The following is a 15,458-nucleotide window of genomic DNA, read 5'->3' as shown; positions in this document are numbered from 1 at the left end:
CAGTCGCTAAGGCCGTGCACCGTCGGATCGTAGGTCTCGGCCCGCAGGGTGGAGAGCAGTCGCGCACGCAATTTCGCGAACAGGCCCGGATCCCCGGCCGCGGAGGCGATCTCGTGCATCAGCTCGTCGGTGTTGCCGCGACCGGTTTGGGCCGGTGGTTGCGGAACAGGATCGGCAACCCCGCTCGGCTCACCCCAGTGCCGCCGCCTCGTTGGTGGCGATCATCAGCTCCTGCACGATGACGTAGGCGACGGTCCGCAGTTTGGCGGCGATCGCCACGATGGCCCCGTCGTCGCTGGCCGCCGGCCGCGGGTGAGGTCGTAGAAGGCGAGCGGCACGGCCTCGCGGCGGGCAGTCGGCAACACCTGCGCGGCAGCATCCGCCGCTACCAGTTGGGGTGCAGCGGATGTTGTGGGGTCGACGAGAATGCCGGGCACCTCGGCGTGATTGACCGCCATGCCTTTCCGACGCATTGCTGAGAAATGCGTCGACAAACACCTGGGTGCACAACGGCCTGTAGCCGTAACACCATTGCGCTGTTACGGCCGACCGGTACAGGTGAATGGGATGGGCTCGATTTCGGTAATCGAACTCGCTTACCGAGCTCGTATGTTCGTTTGTCATTTGTAGGGTGGAACTGACATTGCGCGCCTGGGTTCGGGCGTTGTTCCTACAGCTGTCGATGTTCGGCTTGAACAGCGAGCACAGGAACAGGAGAGTCGAGAATCAGTCGTTGCGTGACGCTCCCGAGCAGTGCTTTGCCCACCCGTGACCGGTGCCTGATGCCCAGGACGAGCCTGCTCACCTCGTGCGCGGCGAGCTCGTCGAACACGGCCTGCACCGGATCGCGATCGTCGCGACCGATACGTTCGATCACCTCGATAGGCACATCGGTGGGTAGTTCTGCGACGTCGAGGTCATGCAACGCGAGGTTGATGACGACGAGGTTCGTATCGAACCGGCGTGCTTCGGAGATTGCCGCATACAGAGCTGCTGTCCCCTCCGAGTTGTCCGATACGGCGACAACAATTGCCATGCGTGGCGCCCCTTTCCAAGTTAGACGGTTTGTCGGTTCAACGGCGAGCAGAATATGCGGCGCTGTATTCTTCTTCGAATTCTTCGAGGGTTTTCCCACGGGTTTCCGGGACGTATCTGACGATGAAGATCCACGACAGGACCCCGAGACCGGCGAAAATGAAGAATGTCGGTGCAATTCCCAGCGACGCCACCACCGGCGGGAAACCGAACGCGACTCCGGCATTGGTCATCCACAATACGAAGACACACACTCCCATTGCCAGGCTGCGAATCTTCAGGGGAAAGATTTCCGCGAGCATGAGCCACGCCAGCGGCCCGAGAGTTCCTTGCATGGAGAACACGAAACAGACCACGAACGCCAAAATGAGATACGGCTTGATCACGGATCCGTCGGGAATGAGCAGAGCCGACAATCCGATGAGGATGTGGAAAGTCGTGATCAGCCCGTATCCGACGAGGAGCATGGTGCGCCGGTTGACGCGGTTGATGAGCATGATGCCCACTGTGATGCCGAGGACGCTGAACAGGCCGTTGAGTGTGTTGGCGACGATGGCTCCGTTTGCGGAGAATCCCGAGTCCTCGAGCAGTTGGGTGCCGTAGTACATGATCGAGTTGATGCCGGTGACCTGCTGGACAATTCCGAGGCCGATGCCGATGAACACCAGGCGCCGAATCCACGGCACAGCGAGGTCGGTCCATCCCCCGGTCTGCGCCTTTTCTTCCTCTTCGGCGAGCTGGTGGACTTCGGCCATCTCGGCCTCTGCGCGCCTGGGTGAACGGACTTGATGCAGAACGGCGAGTGCGTCGTCGTCGCGGCCTTGGGAGCTGAGCCAACGCGGGCTTTCGGGCATGCGAAGCATTCCGATGAACAGTGCGAATGCGGGGAGCACCGCTATGAGGAGCATGAACCGCCACACCGCGGAGTGCTCGCCCCAGACGTTGAAGATGATTGCGTTGATCACGAAGGCAGCGAACTGACCCGAGACGATCATGACCTCGTTGCGCGTGACCAGGGAGCCGCGCTTTTCGAAGGGGGCGACTTCGGCGAGGTAGACCGGCACGGTGACCGAGGCGCCGCCGACGGCGAGGCCGAGGATGAAGCGGAACGCGCCGAGGACCTCCCAGGTGGGGGAGAAGACGCATCCGAGCGTGCCGAACGCGAAGACCCCGGCCAACATCAAGATGTTGTTGCGGCGGCCGAACCTGTCCGAGAGTCGCCCACCGATCAATGCGCCGAACGCTGCACCGATCACCAAGGCACTGACGACGAATCCTTCGGTGAAGGGTGTGAGCCCGAGGTCTTCCTTCATCGGCTTGAGGGCACCGTTGACCACTCCGGTGTCGTATCCGAACAGCAGTCCGCCGAAGGTTGCGACCACGGCGATCATGCCGAGCCGCTTCGAGTGCGGTCCTGGTTCGTTGGGCGGAAGATGTGCGGCGACGGTGGACGGTGGCGATGCGGGGTGAGTCATGTCTGGGCCTCTCAGGGAACAGGGCAGCGGGCGGGGGAACGCGAGCGGCGAGTGCGGGTCGGCTGCTCGCCTGCCTCGCCGGTGCACCACCGTCTCCGGTCAGTTGACGACGGGGTGATTGCCGGCGACGGCGGGCGCAAGGATGATGTCGAAATTAGCTCTGGCCCAGTTTGATTCGCCGATGTCGCGGCAGTCCGGAGTCGGCGTGCCTGCGGGTTGCTCCACGAAGTCTTTGATCAACGACTCCTTGACGCCGAATACGGTGTCGTGGCGGAGTAGTTCGTCGCCTCGGACGAAGATGTGGGTGACCAGGGTGCGCAGACCTGGGGCGGTGACCATGAAATGCAGGTGTGACGCGCGCATGGGAGAGCGTCCGGTCGCGGCCAACATGCGGCCGACGGGCCCGTCGTGCGGGATCGGATATGGGGTGGGGGTCAGCGCCCAGAACCAGTAACGGCCTTCCTCGTTGCTGAACAGATGCGCTCTCCCCGAGACCCGGGAATCGTCGTATTGGACGTCGTAGAAGCCGTCCTCGTCGGCCTCCCACACCTCGATGCGGGCATTCGGGACGGGATTGCCGTCGGTGTCGCGGACGGTGCCTTCGACCCAGCATGGTTGACCGGCGGCGCCTCCGGCGACGTCACCGCCGTTGTCGATGAGCGGTGCGTCGTCCACGAAGAATGGCCCGAACACTGTTGCTTCGGTGGCATCACCGTGAGCGACGTTGTTGACGTTGATTGTTTGCATCGACGCCCCGAGTACGTCGGAGAGCAGGATGAACTCTTGACGTCGGTCGTCGGTGATGTGTCCGACCTCGGTGAGGAACGAGATCGCGGTGTTCCACTCCTCTTCGGTCAGGCGGACGTCGCGAATGAACGCGTGCAGGTGCCGGACCAACGACTGCATCAGTTGCGTCAGTCTCGGGTCGGTGCAGTCGTCGAACGAGCGAAGCACGGTGCGCGTCAGGGATTCTTCGACGGCGATCTGGGCTTCGGTGAACTCGGTGGTGTCCGGAGGCTGTACTGCTTCGGGGGCCATGTAGGTGTGTTCGGTCATGTCGGCTCTCGCTGGTCTGGTGCGGATACGTTTCTGCAGGCGACGAACGGTCGCGGTCTAGGCGTCGAAGTCGGTGGGTGCTTCACCTGCCCATGCCGCGCGCACGATGGCGGCGACCGCTGCGTGTGTGATCGGGCGAGGATTGCCGTAGGAGCGGCTTGTCGCCTCCTCGGCGATGCGATCGATGTCGTCTTCTTTCATTCCCAGTTCGGCGAGAGAGCGCGGCGCTTTCAGATCGCCTGCGAGTTCCCACAGCCTCGTGGCGGGGTCTGCGGTACCGGGAAGTGCCCGAGAGAGTGCTGCGACGGCGTCGGCGGCGTGGGGTTGGTTGAACGCCATAACGTACGGGAGCACGACGGAGTGGGTCGGGGCGTGCGGAAGGTTGAGGGTGCCGCCGAGCGCGTGGCACAGCTTGTGGTGCAGCGACATCGTCGTGGCGCCGAGTGTCGCGCCGCACAGCCACGCCCCGTAGAGCGCGTCGCTTCGGGCCTGCGAATCCGATGGCGCGGCAAAGATCTTCGGCAACGCGGAGGCCAGTGCCCGCACGCCGTCTTCGGCCATCAGAGCGATGATGGGACTGATGTCGGGCGCGTAGAGAGCTTCGACCGCGTGTGCCATGGCGTTGATGCCGCTGGTGACGGACATCTCGACCGGAAGGCCGATGGTCAGGTCGGGATCGTAGACGACGCTGCGCGGCAACACCTTCGGGTCTCGTCCGGTCTCCTTGCGTCCGTTGGTCGTCATGCCCCAGACAGGAGTCATTTCGGAACCTGCGTAGGTAGTGGGAACTGCGACAATGGGCAGGCCGTGTTCGAGGGCGATGGCTTTGCCCAGTCCGATGGCCGAGCCTCCGCCGACAGTGACGCAGCCGTCGGCGCCGAGAGTCACCGCTTCGGCGCTCGTGCGTGCGGCGACCTCGGCAGGAACATGCATCACGGCATCTGCTCTGGTGCCCACGCACCGGTTGCCGAGGATGGAGGCCACCTGCTCCGCAGTCTCTTCCTGGCCTGGTGAACAGAGAACAAGGACGCGCTCGAGTCCGAGCTGATCGAGCTCGTCCGGTAGCGAGGTGAGTGCTCCGGCCCCGAATCGCACCCGCATGGGGTTCGCGTCGTACAAGAAGTCATAGGTCATCTGGTTCTCCTGGGCACACGTCGACTGGTTTCGCGGAGGCTTCCCGCCTACCTCGCCCGAATCGACTAGTATCATGTCGTGGACAAGATGTTCACACAGTATCATCAACATAGCCGAGAGAGTGACCCACGCAACTGCGGCGCAGTTCCGGCTGCCAACCGGTGTCGGCATGATCTTGGCGGTCGTGAACAGTGGCCCGGTGCCGCTGCAGATCGGCGCGAGCTACGCAGGCCCTGACATGGAGGACGAGTCGACCAGTGAATGCCATACAACTTCTCACCAAGGCTGGTCAGATCGTCGACGAACTTGCGCGACTCGGCCCGTCAACACCTGCGGAGCTGGCCAAAGTAGTCGCCGAACCGCGCCCGAGCGTCTACCGCATCTTGACCGCGCTCGAGCAGATATCTGTCGTTCGTCAGGCAGGCGAGGGTCGATTGGAGCTAGGAATCGGGCTGTTGCGGTGGTCCGATGCTGCGGTGGAGGCATTCGTCGACAAGGGTGAACTCCGCCGCCAGCTGCGGTGGGTACGCGAACAGCTGGGGATGAACGTGTTTTTCTGCGTACCTCACGAACATGGCGTGCTCAGCTTGGACCAGGTCGACGGCGCCGTGGTGGACATGCTCGATCTGGGGCCGGGGCGGATGCTTCCACGATTCGCCGGTGCGGCGCCGCGTGCCCTGTTGGCGTTCGAGAGTCCGGAGGTGCAGGACAGCGTATGCGCTGGTGCGCCCTTCGGCCGGCTCGCGTCCGGCACTCCGACGACGGCGCAGGATCTGCGAGAGCTGCTCGACAACACGATCGCGCGCGGATGGAGCGTCGACGACAGCGAAGTGGTCGAAGGCGTGGCATCGGTGGCGGTACCGGTGCGTCGAGACGACGGAGGTGTAGCGGGCGCAATTGCCGTGGCGGGTCTGCGGGAAAGTGTGTTGGCCCAACAAGACGTAGCTGGGCGGGTCCTCACCGTTGCGGCCGAAGCACTGGCTGCTGCGATGGCTCGCGCGCAGGCGACGGGCCCTCGGTCCGACGCGACACACAACGGGGTGGCCCAGCCGTCGGAGACACGCGCCCCTGCATTGATCGTGAGGGCCGGCGCGCTGATGGAAGCGCTTGCGCGCGAACGCATCGCCACCTCGACCCGCCTCACGGAAATCCTCGACGAGCCGGTCAGCTCGGTGTATCGCATGCTCGCGACCCTGTCCGAGATCGGCTGGGTCGAACAGATCGGGCACAGGGGCGCATACCGCGTCGGCGGTCGGCTGCTCTCATTGTCCGGCGAATTGACCCGTCGCCTCGACATTCGACGCGCCGCGGGGCCGGTGCTGCGTGCAATTCACGAGGCTACGGGCGAGACCACCTTCATGTGCGTTCGGCACGGGACGCGAGCGGTGTGCATCGAACGCGTCGACGGGATACGAGTGAACAGCCGCGTTCTGCGGCTGGGTCGGTCGTTGCCCTTGCACGTCGGCGCCGCGCCGCGGGCACTGCTTGCGTTCGAAGACCGCGCGGCGTGGGACGAGTACGCCTCCGCGGCGCTCAGCGAGGACCTGCTGCACATGGGTTCGCGCTCGACGCTCTACGCCGAACTCGATGAGATCCGATCGCTCGGCTTCGCGCTCAGCGACAACACCGTCACGCCCGGGATCGCCGCGGTCGGCGCCCCGATCTTCGATCATCGCGGTGATGTTGCCGCCTCCTTGTCGGTCAGCGGCCTGCGCGACGGCGTACTGGCACAGCCAGCGCACGGCCGATCCGTGACGGATCTGGTGCTCTGGGGGGCAGCCGAACTCTCTCGGTACCTGGGCTTCGACGTCGCACGACTATCCGAGGCCCCGCGCTCCTCGGCGGCGAACGCACTACCTTCTTGACCCCCTGCAAAGCAGCATGCAACACTATGGACGACTCGTCCACTCAGTGACAGTGGCTTGCGGCACCCGCAGACCGAATCCATCGGATTCATTCTGCCCCGGTGCCATATGTACCTCATCGAACACCCGCGACCGCCCGCACAAATAAGTTCTCGCACACCGGAGCGGTCCCAAAGCAACAGGAGACGATGTGTCCGATCCGATCGTGGTGGGCCTGCTCGGCATCACCCACCCGCACGCGTCCGCGCGAGTGCGAGCACTGCGCGAGATCAACGGCGTCTCCGTGATCGCCGCCGCCGACGACGACTCCCGCCTGAAGTACTTCGCCGACAAATACGACCTCGAAGCCCGCAGCATCGACGAAGTGCTCGGCGACCCGAGCATCAACGCGATCATGGTTCACTCCAAGAGCCGCGACATGGTGCCCCACGCGCTGCGAGCCCTGGACGCGGGCAAGTCGGTCGTCGTGGAGAAGCCGGGCGGCGGGACCGTCGCCGATCTTGTGACGTTGCGCGACGCCGAGGTTGCCGCCCAGCCCGGCCAGATCGTGCAGATCGGCTACAACGTGCGGCTCGCCCCGTCGGTGACACGCGCCAAGGAACTGATCGAGTCCGGCGTCATCGGCGAGGTCGTCACCGTCTCCGCACGCGGAGCCGCACTGGCCGGGGAACACCTCACCCAGCACCTCAATCAACCCGCCGACATGGGCGGTGTGCTCTGGATCCTCGGATGCCACATGCTCGACGCGCTGGTACGGGTTTTCGGTGCACCCGAATCGGTCAACGCTCGAGTACACAAGAGCGCTCGCCTGTCGGACGAGAAGAGCCGCGAGGATTCAGCTGCCGTACTGCTCAACTACCCGGACATGTCGATGACGTTCAGCTTCGACGGTCACGACCGGCTCGAATGGTTCGAGAGTTCGCGAATCATCGTCCACGGCACCCACGGCGTGATCGAGGTCGGTATCCTTCCGCAGAGACTGAAGGTCTACGTCGACGCAGACCGAGGCGGATACAGAGCCGGGTGGACAGAATGGACACAGAGCCACTTCACCCCGCCCTTCGCCCGCACCGAAGCGAACAAATTCTCCGAGCTCCCTGAACTCGAGAACATCAGTAACTTCCACATCGAAATGCAGGGCTGGGTCGACAGCATTCGTGACGGCGCACCCAACGTCGCACCGGTGTCGGACGCATTGTCCGTCGCTCGCATCGTAGATGCCTGCTACCGCTCCGAGAAGTCGCGCGGCGCCGCCATCGACGTGGAGTCTGCATGAACAACCAGAACGAGGACACCATGACACCGGAACTCATCGCCACCTGTTGGGTCAGCGCAGGAAACACAGCACCCGGACTCCCCGACGAAACCAGCCCCGTGCCCATCGAAGAGCGCATTGCCTTGGTCGCCAAGACAGGATGGGCCGGCATCGGCCTGGTACACACCGACCTGATCAATGCGCGCGACACCATCGGCTACGACCGCCTGGCACAGCTGATCCGCGACGCGGGCATTGGAACAGTCGAGGTCGAATTCCTCGACAACTGGTGGACCACAGGCTCCGAACGCGCCGCCGCGGACCGCGTACGCGCAGACCTGTTCGAAGCTGCCACCGCGCTCGGCGCCAGTCACATCAAAGCCGGTGCAGGAATGACCGACGAACCCTTGCCTTTGGCCACTCTGGTCAGCGCGTTTTCCGACCTGGCCGACGAAGCAGAAGAAGCGGGAGTCCGGCTGGCCCTCGAGGCAACACCGTTCTCCCATCTGCGCACCACCCATGAAGCCGTCGACGTGGTGACCGGCTCCGACAGCCCCTCGGCGGGACTTCTGGTCGACATATGGCACACCTACAAAGCGGGCCTGTCGCACGACGAACTCTACAAAGTGGTGCCGATCGATCGCGTCGTGCACGTGGAAATCGACGACGGAACGGATGAGCGGCGCACCGGCTTGGCCGCTGTCTTCGACGACTCGACCAACTACCGCAAGTACTGCGGTGAAGGCGCATTCGATACAGCGACGTTCATCCGTCGCACGCTCGACGCCGGCTACACCGGCAAGTGGGGCGTCGAGATCATCTCCGAAGAACACCGCCGCACGCCCGTCGAAGAGGGCCTGATCAAGGCACGCGCCACCGCGCTCGCCTCGTTCGAAGCGGCCGCCAGACTGTCCTGACGTCCCGATCGCATTTTCCGAATGTCGTCGCACCGCGGACGACCGAACCCACTTATAAAGGACCGACGTGTCTTCCACCAAACTACGTCTCGCCCTGTTCGGCTCCGGCCGCATCGGGCAGGTACATGCCCGTAACATCGCGGACCACCCCGAACTCGAGCTGGTCATGATCGCCGACCCGTTCATCGACGGTGCTCGTGCACTGGCTTCACGAACCGCCGGGCGCGCCGTCCAAGACCCCGACGAGGTCTTCGCCGACTCGACCCTCGACGGCGTCGTCATCGCCTCACCGACGCCCACACACGTCGATCTCATGTCCGCTTCTGCAGCGCACGGTCTGGCCGTGCTGTGTGAAAAGCCCATCGACCTCGACATCGACACCGTCCTCGACTGTCGCGAACGCATCAAAGAACATGCCGTCCCGATCATGCTCGGCTTCAACCGGCGCTTCGACCCTCACTTCGCCTCGATCCGCACGCAGGTCGCCGCCGGAGCGATCGGTGCACTCGAACAACTCCTGATCACCAGTCGCGATCCCGCACCCGCACCGCGGGATTACATCGCTGCGTCGGGCGGAATCTTTCGCGACATGACCATTCACGACCTGGACATGGCGCGCTTCTTCCTCCCGAACATCGTCGAAGTGTCGGCTATGGGCACCAATTCTTTCCACGACGACACCAAAGCGCTCGGCGACTTCGATGCTGCGACAATCATTCTGCGCGGACGCGACGGCGAAATCGTCAACATCACCAACTCGCGCCATTGCGCTTTCGGATACGACCAGCGCCTCGAAGCCTTCGGATCCACCGGCATGCTGACTGCCGGCAATGTCGCTCCGACGACAGTACGCCGGTACGGCAGCAACGGCACCGAGGAAGCCCCCGCATATTTCCCGTTCTTCCTCGAACGCTACGCTCAGGCCTACCGCGCCGAACTCGACGCGTTCGCCCTCTCCATCCGCACCGGCGACCCATGCTCACCCGGATTCGACGACGGTGTGGCCGCACTCGTCCTCGCCAACGCGGCCGCGGAATCGGCTGCCACTGGCAAGACCGTCGCCATCACCGACTGACCGTCTCCGTCGGTTATCCGCCCACTAGCCGGGCGAGCAATGGAACATCCAGAAGTGGTGGTGCGGGAATGCCCGAGCATGTCCGCATCGCCACTTCGATCAGTTCGCGTGCGCTCCGAGGCTGCGACCATCGCTGTGTCATCCGTCCCGACCCATCGACGTCGAACCGATATCGGTATCGGTATCGGTGCGATTTGGGTCGATCTCTTCGCTGAGGCTGTCGGCCTGCTCCGCCGATCGGCGTGCAGATAGTGAGCATCGAGGTAGTGGTGCTCGCCCAGCATTATGGCGACGTCCCTCCCATCTTCGAGCGCAAGTGCGGTTCCCATTCCGGTTTCCGCTACCGACCTGGTCACGGGGCCGAATCACGCTTATCGGCGATGCGGTGCATGCCGCGGACCCAAGATGCGGTTGCGTCTATGAAGATGGATGCTCCCTATTGCTGTCAAGCCGTGTCGACGAGGGATAGGGAGATGGACTGCTGCTCGCGGTCGGTGAGCCACCGCGAGTAGTGGGCGGAGAGATCGGGGTCGAGGCGTTGCCCGATCTCCAGACGTCGTACGCGCTGGTAGGGAACCGCGAGTGCGGTTGCCACCGTGGCGATCGTGATTGCCAGTGTTCGGCGACGTTGTCGAAGTCGGCCTGTGCCGCTAGTCACCGGTAGCGTATTCCGGATGAGCTTGAAATCCTCGCGCGCGACGAAAGCCGAGCCGGCGACATTTTCGGTGCGGAGTTAGGGGGCGCGTTTGACTCATCGGATGCAGTGCGGTGCAGTTTAGTTGACATAATAACCGTTATCGATACTTTGAAAAGCGCTTCCTACCACCATATTTAGCGCCTGGAGCTGTCCCGTATCCCCATTCTCGAATGCGGAGCAGAGCGGGACGTCGAGTAGCAGTCAGCCCAGGGCTTTTCGCACGGTGGCGCGGAACCATTCGGTGCCGGGGTCCGGGAGGACCCTCTTGTAGGTGTAGAGCGAAATCTCGACAGCGGGAACGGCAAACGGCAGTTCGAACGTTTTCACGTCGGCCATCCGGCGGAACTTGTCGGAGACCGACCGGGGGATGATCGAGAGATGGGGCGTCTTCTCGATCAGCTGCGGTAGCGCCGCGAAATGCGCGATACGCAACGCGACGTCGCGCGAGTGGCCGAGCAGGGACAGCGACCGGTCGACGTCCGTGTGGCCGGCGCTCACATCGACGGCAACGTGACGCTCGCTCAGAAATTCGTCGAGCGTCGGATCGGTTCCGACACGCGGATGCGATGCGCTGCAGATTCCGCAGTAGCTGTCACGGAGCAGGACGTCGCGTTCGAAGTCGGGGGCGGTGATCCTTGGGGTGCAGATGACGGCGTCGGCTTGACCTTGCCTGAGTTCGGTCTCGACCACGGCGAAGTTGAGCGGAATGATGTGGACGTCGACCCCGGGAGCAGTCTCCGCGACGAGACCGAGCACCGGCGGCAGCAGACTCACTTCACCGAGGTCGGTGGCGTGCAGTCGGAAGGTGCGGCGCGACGTCGCGGGATCGAACTGGCCGACACCGCTTACCGTGGTGTCGATGACCTCGAACGCCTGACGAAGCCTCGGATACATCGCACTCGCCAGTTCCGTCGGCTGCAGACCTGACGGCGATCGGCTGAAGAGGCTGTCGTTGAACTGTTTCCGCATCCGGCTCAGGGCGTGGCTGACCGACGGCTGGGTGAGCGAGAGGCGTTCGGCAGTGCGTGTGACGCTCCGTGTCTCGTACAGGAGCAGGAACGTCCGCACGAGATTCAGGTCGAAGTCGGTCATGAACTGCAATAGACACCATCGATGGGGGTATGTCAAACATTCATTGGAGCTATTCCCGACCGGCGGATACCGTGACGTGCAGCACAGCGAGGGCCGCCTCCGGGGGCAACTCAGCCGGCGAATGGTCGGCGTAGGTCCCCGGTTCGGTGTGGCGCAGCCAGACCCGACGGCCACTCGCCAGTCGCCCCGATGAACCCTCACACCATTGCGAGAGAGAAGCCGACATGAGCGATCAATCAGCCACGGGACAACGAGAAGGGGCCGGGACATCGGCGCGCGTCGTGCTTCTGCTGTGCCTGCTGGCCGTCGTGTTCGAGGGCTACGACATGGTGGCCTACGGGACCACCCTCCCGTCGATGCTCGCCGACCCGGCGTGGAACCTGACCCCGGCACGAGCCGGAGTGATCGGGAGCTACGCGCTCGTCGGAATGTTGGTTGGCTCGATCCTCGTCGGCGGGATCGCCGACCGTCTCGGGCGCCGAACGTTGATGATCACGGCCACCGGGTGGTTCTCGGCCTGGATGGGCGTGTGCGCCATAGCCCCCGACGCCACACTGTTCGGAGTGGCACGCTTCTTCGTCGGTGTGGGGGTCGGCGCACTCATTCCACTGGCCGCCGCCATGGCGGTCGAGTTCTCACCCAAGGGGAAGAACCACACCTACAGCGCTATCGTGTGGGCCGGTTTCCCCGGCGGCGGTGTTCTGGCGTCCCTGCTCGGGCTCGTGGTGGTGGACGCGTTCGGTGTCCGGGCCATGTACTGGATCGGCCTCGTACCGCTCCTGGTGTTCGTGCCGATCATGCTGAAGTTGCTGCCCGAGTCGCCGAGCTTCCTGCTCGCCCGCGGCAGGGTCGACGAGGCGAACCGCATCGCCGACCGCGCCGGAATCGATCGTCCGGAGCCCCCGCGCCCGGGTGAGAAGGTGGGGCCGCGGGCCCTGTTCACCCGGGAGTTGCGGCGCGCGACCCTGCTGTTCGGGCTGCTCAGTGCATGCGGGCTGCTGCTGACCTATGCGCTGAACACGTGGCTGCCCAAGTTGATGCAGTCGTCCGGATTCGGCAGCAGCTCCGCACTGACGTTCCTGCTGGTCCTCAATGCCGGGGCCATCATCGTGCCGCTGTTCGCGTCCCGGCTGTCGGACCGGATCGGCCCGCAAGCTGTCACCGCCGCGTCACTAGCGAGTGCCGCGGTGGCGATCCTGGTCCTCAGCACGGACGTGTCCTCGTGGTTGTTGTTCGCCCTCGCCTTCGTCGCCGGTGCCGGAACAATCGGCGCTCAGGTGCTGATCTATGGTTTCGCCGCCTCGTATTTCCCGGCATCGAGCCGGGCGGCCGGAACAGCGTGGGTTGCCTCCGTTGGCAGGCTCGGCGGCGTGACGGGTCCGACGCTGACCGGTCTGGTGATCGCCAACGGATCGAATGTCGCACCCGCCTTCTATCTGTTCGCGTTGATCGCCGTCATCGGCGCGATCGCCGCACTGCTGGTCCCTCGGCAGAGGAACAATGCGGCCGTCGGACAGGCCGCAGCGGTGCCCGGAATCGCGCGGCAGGATGCAACGACGTGAAGACCCCCTCCTGGGCGGGCGTCAAGCCCTACGTTCGATTCGAACGCCCGAGCCTGGACCGCCGGCAGGTGGCACTCGACAAAGCCTGCACCATAGGGGATCTGCGAAAGATTGCCCGCAGGCGCGTACCGCGGATGGTGTTCGACTACGTCGACGGCGCAGCAGAGCAGGAGATCGGGCTCGGGCGGGCACGTAGCACCTTCCGGGACATCGAATTCCAGCCCGGGATCCTGCGTGACGTCTCGTCGACGGACATCTCGACCACGGTCGGCGGGCACGTCAGCGGATTGCCGTTCGGAATCGCCCCGACCGGGTTCACCCGACTCATGAACTCGGAGGGTGAAATCGCCGGTGTCCGCGCCGCCGAGAAGTACGGCATGCCGTTCGTGCTCTCCACGATGGGCACCGCGTCCATCGAGGAAGTCGGCGCCGCGGCGCCGGACGCGCAGCGGTGGTTCCAGCTCTATCTGTGGCGTGACCGCGACAAGTCCATGGCACTCGTCGACCGCGCCCACCGCGCCGGATACGGGACTCTCGTCGTCACCGTCGACACCCCCGTCGGAGGCGCCAGACTGCGCGACGTGCGCAACGGGATGACCGTCCCTCCGGCCCTGGGCGCGCGCACGTTCGCAGACATCGCGCGCCACCCCGGGTGGTGGGTCGACGTCCTCACCACCGAGCCGCTCAGTTTCGCGTCCCTCGACTCCTATCCGGGTTCTGTCGCCCAGCTCATCAACGAGATGTTCGACCCGACCCTGACCTTCGACGATCTCGACTGGCTGCGCAGGGAGTGGGGCGGACGGCTCGTCGTCAAGGGCGTGCAGACGGTCGACGATGCCCGCCGATGCGCCGAGCACGGCGCCGACGCCGTCGTCCTGTCGAATCACGGGGGCCGGCAGCTCGACCGTGCACCGGTGCCCCTTCGTCTGCTGCCACGGGTGAAGGACGCACTCACCGGTTCGGACACCGAGATCTACCTCGACACCGGGATCCTCACCGGTGGCGATATCGTGGCCGCGCTCGCGCTCGGGGCCGACTTCACGTTCGTCGGCAGGGCGTACCTGTACGGACTGATGGCGGGCGGGCGGCGCGGAGTCGAACGTGCCATCGAGATCCTGCGCGACGACATCGTCCGAACTCTCCAGTTGACGGGTGTCCGGACGATCGGCGAACTCACCCCGGAGCACGTACGTTTTCTCGGGGCGAACAGCGGCGACTCGGTGGATCTCGGCCCGGTGCCCCGAGGCGCCCCGCCCACCTAGCGTCATAATGTTCGAGCGGAACGGTCGTGCAGGCGAAGATGTGGTGTGGTGATGCCGACGTGAATCGAGTGACGGACTCCTGGAGCGAGATCATGTCCACCGAATTCGGTGGACTCGCACCTCGGCTTGCCTCGGACGCCCCGGTCACGGGGGCGATGCAGGCGGTCCTGCTCGGCAACGTGGAGGCCTTCACGATCTCGGGGACACCGCAGGTGCTGAGCCGCAGCCCCCGGGCCGCTCGGCGGAACCCGTCCGAGTCGTTGAAGCTGTGCGCGGTGAAGACGGGTCGCGCAGTCCTGCATCAAGGGGACCGGGAACTCGTCGTCGACCGAGGTCGTGCGGTGATGTACGACGTCGCGCTGCCGTACGAACTGTCCTTCACGGACACCTGGTCGTGCTCCGTCGTCACGTTTCCACGACACTCGTTCGTTCTCACGCCGAACGAGATCCGGGAGTGTCTGGAACGCACCTACGACGTGCGAGCCGGATCCGGCGCGCTCCTCGAGCACTTCGTCACCACCGCGGTCGCGGAGGGGGCCGACGTGGACCCCTCCGCCGCCACCCTGCTCGGTGACGCCGGCATGAGCCTCGTGTCGGCGGTACTCACCGCACCGGAGACCCGCCCGGCCCCGCCCTCGTCCGCGGTTCGGGACCAGATCCTCCGCCATGTTCGCCGCAATCTCGCCGACCCGGCCCTCAGCGTCGGCTCGATCGCATCGGCACTGCACATGTCGCCGCGCACACTGCAGCGCATCTTCGCCGACTACGGCCACACCCTCAGTGCGGTCATCCGCCGTGAACGGCTGGCGAGCGTGCACCGGGACCTCACCAACCCGAATCTGCACGACCGCACCATCTCGTCGCTGGCGTCGCGATACGGTTTCTACGACGCACCCGCCTTCACGCGCGCGTTCCGCGCCGAGTACGGGATGACGCCGTCGGACGCCCGTCACCAGGCGCTCCCCCACACTGTCGCCTGACGGCAACAATCCTGTCGCTCCGGGACAACACGGGCCCCCACGTCAAGGGCACA

13 protein-coding genes and 1 pseudogene are annotated in these 15,458 nt (G+C 64.7%); 7 read left to right on the top strand and 7 right to left on the bottom strand.

Annotated features, from left to right (window positions below; all coding sequences use genetic code 11):
• Positions 1-11: 11 nt before the first annotated feature.
• From RHA1_RS45985 to RHA1_RS14570, 5 genes and pseudogenes are all read right to left on the bottom strand, one after another.
• A pseudogene (locus RHA1_RS45985) lies at positions 12-458 on the bottom strand (RNB domain-containing ribonuclease); the annotation flags it as partial.
• A gap of 212 nt (positions 459-670) precedes the next feature.
• Entirely contained in the window at positions 671-1,036 is a 366-nt protein-coding gene (locus RHA1_RS14585; RefSeq protein WP_011595672.1) for a universal stress protein, read from the bottom strand.
• A gap of 37 nt (positions 1,037-1,073) precedes the next feature.
• Positions 1,074-2,510 (bottom strand): sugar porter family MFS transporter, encoded by a 1,437-nt coding sequence (locus RHA1_RS14580; protein ID WP_011595671.1) that lies wholly within the window; start codon positions 2,508-2,510, stop codon positions 1,074-1,076.
• A gap of 99 nt (positions 2,511-2,609) precedes the next feature.
• On the bottom strand, positions 2,610-3,566 hold the full coding sequence (locus RHA1_RS14575; protein ID WP_011595670.1) for a hydroxyquinol 1,2-dioxygenase: 957 nt from the start codon (positions 3,564-3,566) through the stop codon (positions 2,610-2,612).
• Between the two features lie 57 nt (positions 3,567-3,623).
• Positions 3,624-4,700 carry a maleylacetate reductase gene (locus tag RHA1_RS14570; RefSeq protein WP_011595669.1) on the bottom strand — a complete coding sequence of 359 codons (1,077 nt, stop codon included), beginning with the start codon at positions 4,698-4,700 and terminating at the stop codon, positions 3,624-3,626.
• A gap of 257 nt (positions 4,701-4,957) precedes the next feature.
• Here RHA1_RS14570 and RHA1_RS14565 point away from each other — a divergent pair, with 257 nt between their 5' ends.
• The 4 genes from RHA1_RS14565 to iolG all read left to right on the top strand — a co-directional run bounded on the left by RHA1_RS14565 (position 4,958) and on the right by iolG (position 9,812).
• A complete protein-coding gene (locus tag RHA1_RS14565; RefSeq protein WP_011595668.1) occupies positions 4,958-6,565 on the top strand; it encodes an IclR family transcriptional regulator in 1,608 nt (535 codons plus the stop codon).
• Between the two features lie 190 nt (positions 6,566-6,755).
• Positions 6,756-7,841, top strand: a complete 1,086-nt coding sequence (locus RHA1_RS14560; protein WP_011595667.1) for a Gfo/Idh/MocA family protein — start codon at positions 6,756-6,758, stop codon at positions 7,839-7,841.
• Positions 7,838-8,737: a sugar phosphate isomerase/epimerase family protein gene (locus RHA1_RS14555; protein ID WP_011595666.1), complete on the top strand. Its 900-nt coding sequence runs from the start codon at positions 7,838-7,840 to the stop codon at positions 8,735-8,737. The genes RHA1_RS14560 and RHA1_RS14555 overlap by 4 nt, the downstream gene beginning before the upstream one ends.
• A gap of 67 nt (positions 8,738-8,804) precedes the next feature.
• A complete protein-coding gene (gene iolG / locus RHA1_RS14550; protein WP_011595665.1) occupies positions 8,805-9,812 on the top strand; it encodes an inositol 2-dehydrogenase in 1,008 nt (335 codons plus the stop codon).
• A gap of 445 nt (positions 9,813-10,257) precedes the next feature.
• Here iolG and RHA1_RS45980 read toward each other — a convergent pair whose 3' ends face one another.
• Together RHA1_RS45980 and RHA1_RS14545 are read right to left on the bottom strand one after the other, a co-directional pair.
• The gene (locus tag RHA1_RS45980) at positions 10,258-10,407 is read right to left on the bottom strand and encodes a hypothetical protein (RefSeq protein WP_016882160.1); all 150 of its coding nucleotides are present in this window, start codon (positions 10,405-10,407) and stop codon (positions 10,258-10,260) included.
• Between the two features lie 303 nt (positions 10,408-10,710).
• Positions 10,711-11,601 carry a LysR family transcriptional regulator gene (locus tag RHA1_RS14545; protein ID WP_011595663.1) on the bottom strand — a complete coding sequence of 297 codons (891 nt, stop codon included), beginning with the start codon at positions 11,599-11,601 and terminating at the stop codon, positions 10,711-10,713.
• A gap of 224 nt (positions 11,602-11,825) precedes the next feature.
• Here RHA1_RS14545 and RHA1_RS14540 point away from each other — a divergent pair, with 224 nt between their 5' ends.
• From RHA1_RS14540 to RHA1_RS14530, 3 genes are all read left to right on the top strand, one after another.
• Complete coding sequence (locus RHA1_RS14540; protein ID WP_148228389.1) at positions 11,826-13,163, top strand: MFS transporter; 1,338 nt, start codon at positions 11,826-11,828, stop codon at positions 13,161-13,163.
• Positions 13,160-14,425, top strand: coding sequence for an alpha-hydroxy acid oxidase (locus RHA1_RS14535; protein WP_011595661.1), 1,266 nt, complete (start codon positions 13,160-13,162; stop codon positions 14,423-14,425). The genes RHA1_RS14540 and RHA1_RS14535 overlap by 4 nt, the downstream gene beginning before the upstream one ends.
• 92 nt (positions 14,426-14,517) lie before the next feature.
• Positions 14,518-15,405 (top strand): AraC family transcriptional regulator, encoded by an 888-nt coding sequence (locus tag RHA1_RS14530; protein WP_148228388.1) that lies wholly within the window; start codon positions 14,518-14,520, stop codon positions 15,403-15,405.
• Positions 15,406-15,458 lie beyond the last annotated feature (53 nt).

Source organism: Rhodococcus jostii RHA1, assembly GCF_000014565.1.
Taxonomy (GTDB): domain Bacteria; phylum Actinomycetota; class Actinomycetes; order Mycobacteriales; family Mycobacteriaceae; genus Rhodococcus_F; species Rhodococcus_F jostii_A.
Note: the sequence above shows the minus strand (reverse complement) of the source record. Positions and strands in the feature narration are given on the sequence as shown.

Bases quoted from the DNA above. Each gene is read 5' to 3' on its own strand.
- RHA1_RS14585 (WP_011595672.1), bottom strand. From the start codon at position 1,036: ATGGCAATTGTTGTCGCCGTATCGGACAACTCGGAGGGGACAGCAGCT.
- RHA1_RS14580 (WP_011595671.1), bottom strand. From the start codon at position 2,510: ATGACTCACCCCGCATCGCCACCGTCCACCGTCGCCGCACATCTTCCG.
- RHA1_RS14575 (WP_011595670.1), bottom strand. From the start codon at position 3,566: ATGACCGAACACACCTACATGGCCCCCGAAGCAGTACAGCCTCCGGAC.
- RHA1_RS14570 (WP_011595669.1), bottom strand. From the start codon at position 4,700: ATGACCTATGACTTCTTGTACGACGCGAACCCCATGCGGGTGCGATTC.
- RHA1_RS14555 (WP_011595666.1), top strand. From the start codon at position 7,838: ATGAACAACCAGAACGAGGACACCATGACACCGGAACTCATCGCCACC.
- RHA1_RS14545 (WP_011595663.1), bottom strand. From the start codon at position 11,601: ATGACCGACTTCGACCTGAATCTCGTGCGGACGTTCCTGCTCCTGTAC.
- RHA1_RS14540 (WP_148228389.1), top strand. From the start codon at position 11,826: ATGAGCGATCAATCAGCCACGGGACAACGAGAAGGGGCCGGGACATCG.
- RHA1_RS14530 (WP_148228388.1), top strand. From the start codon at position 14,518: ATGTCCACCGAATTCGGTGGACTCGCACCTCGGCTTGCCTCGGACGCC.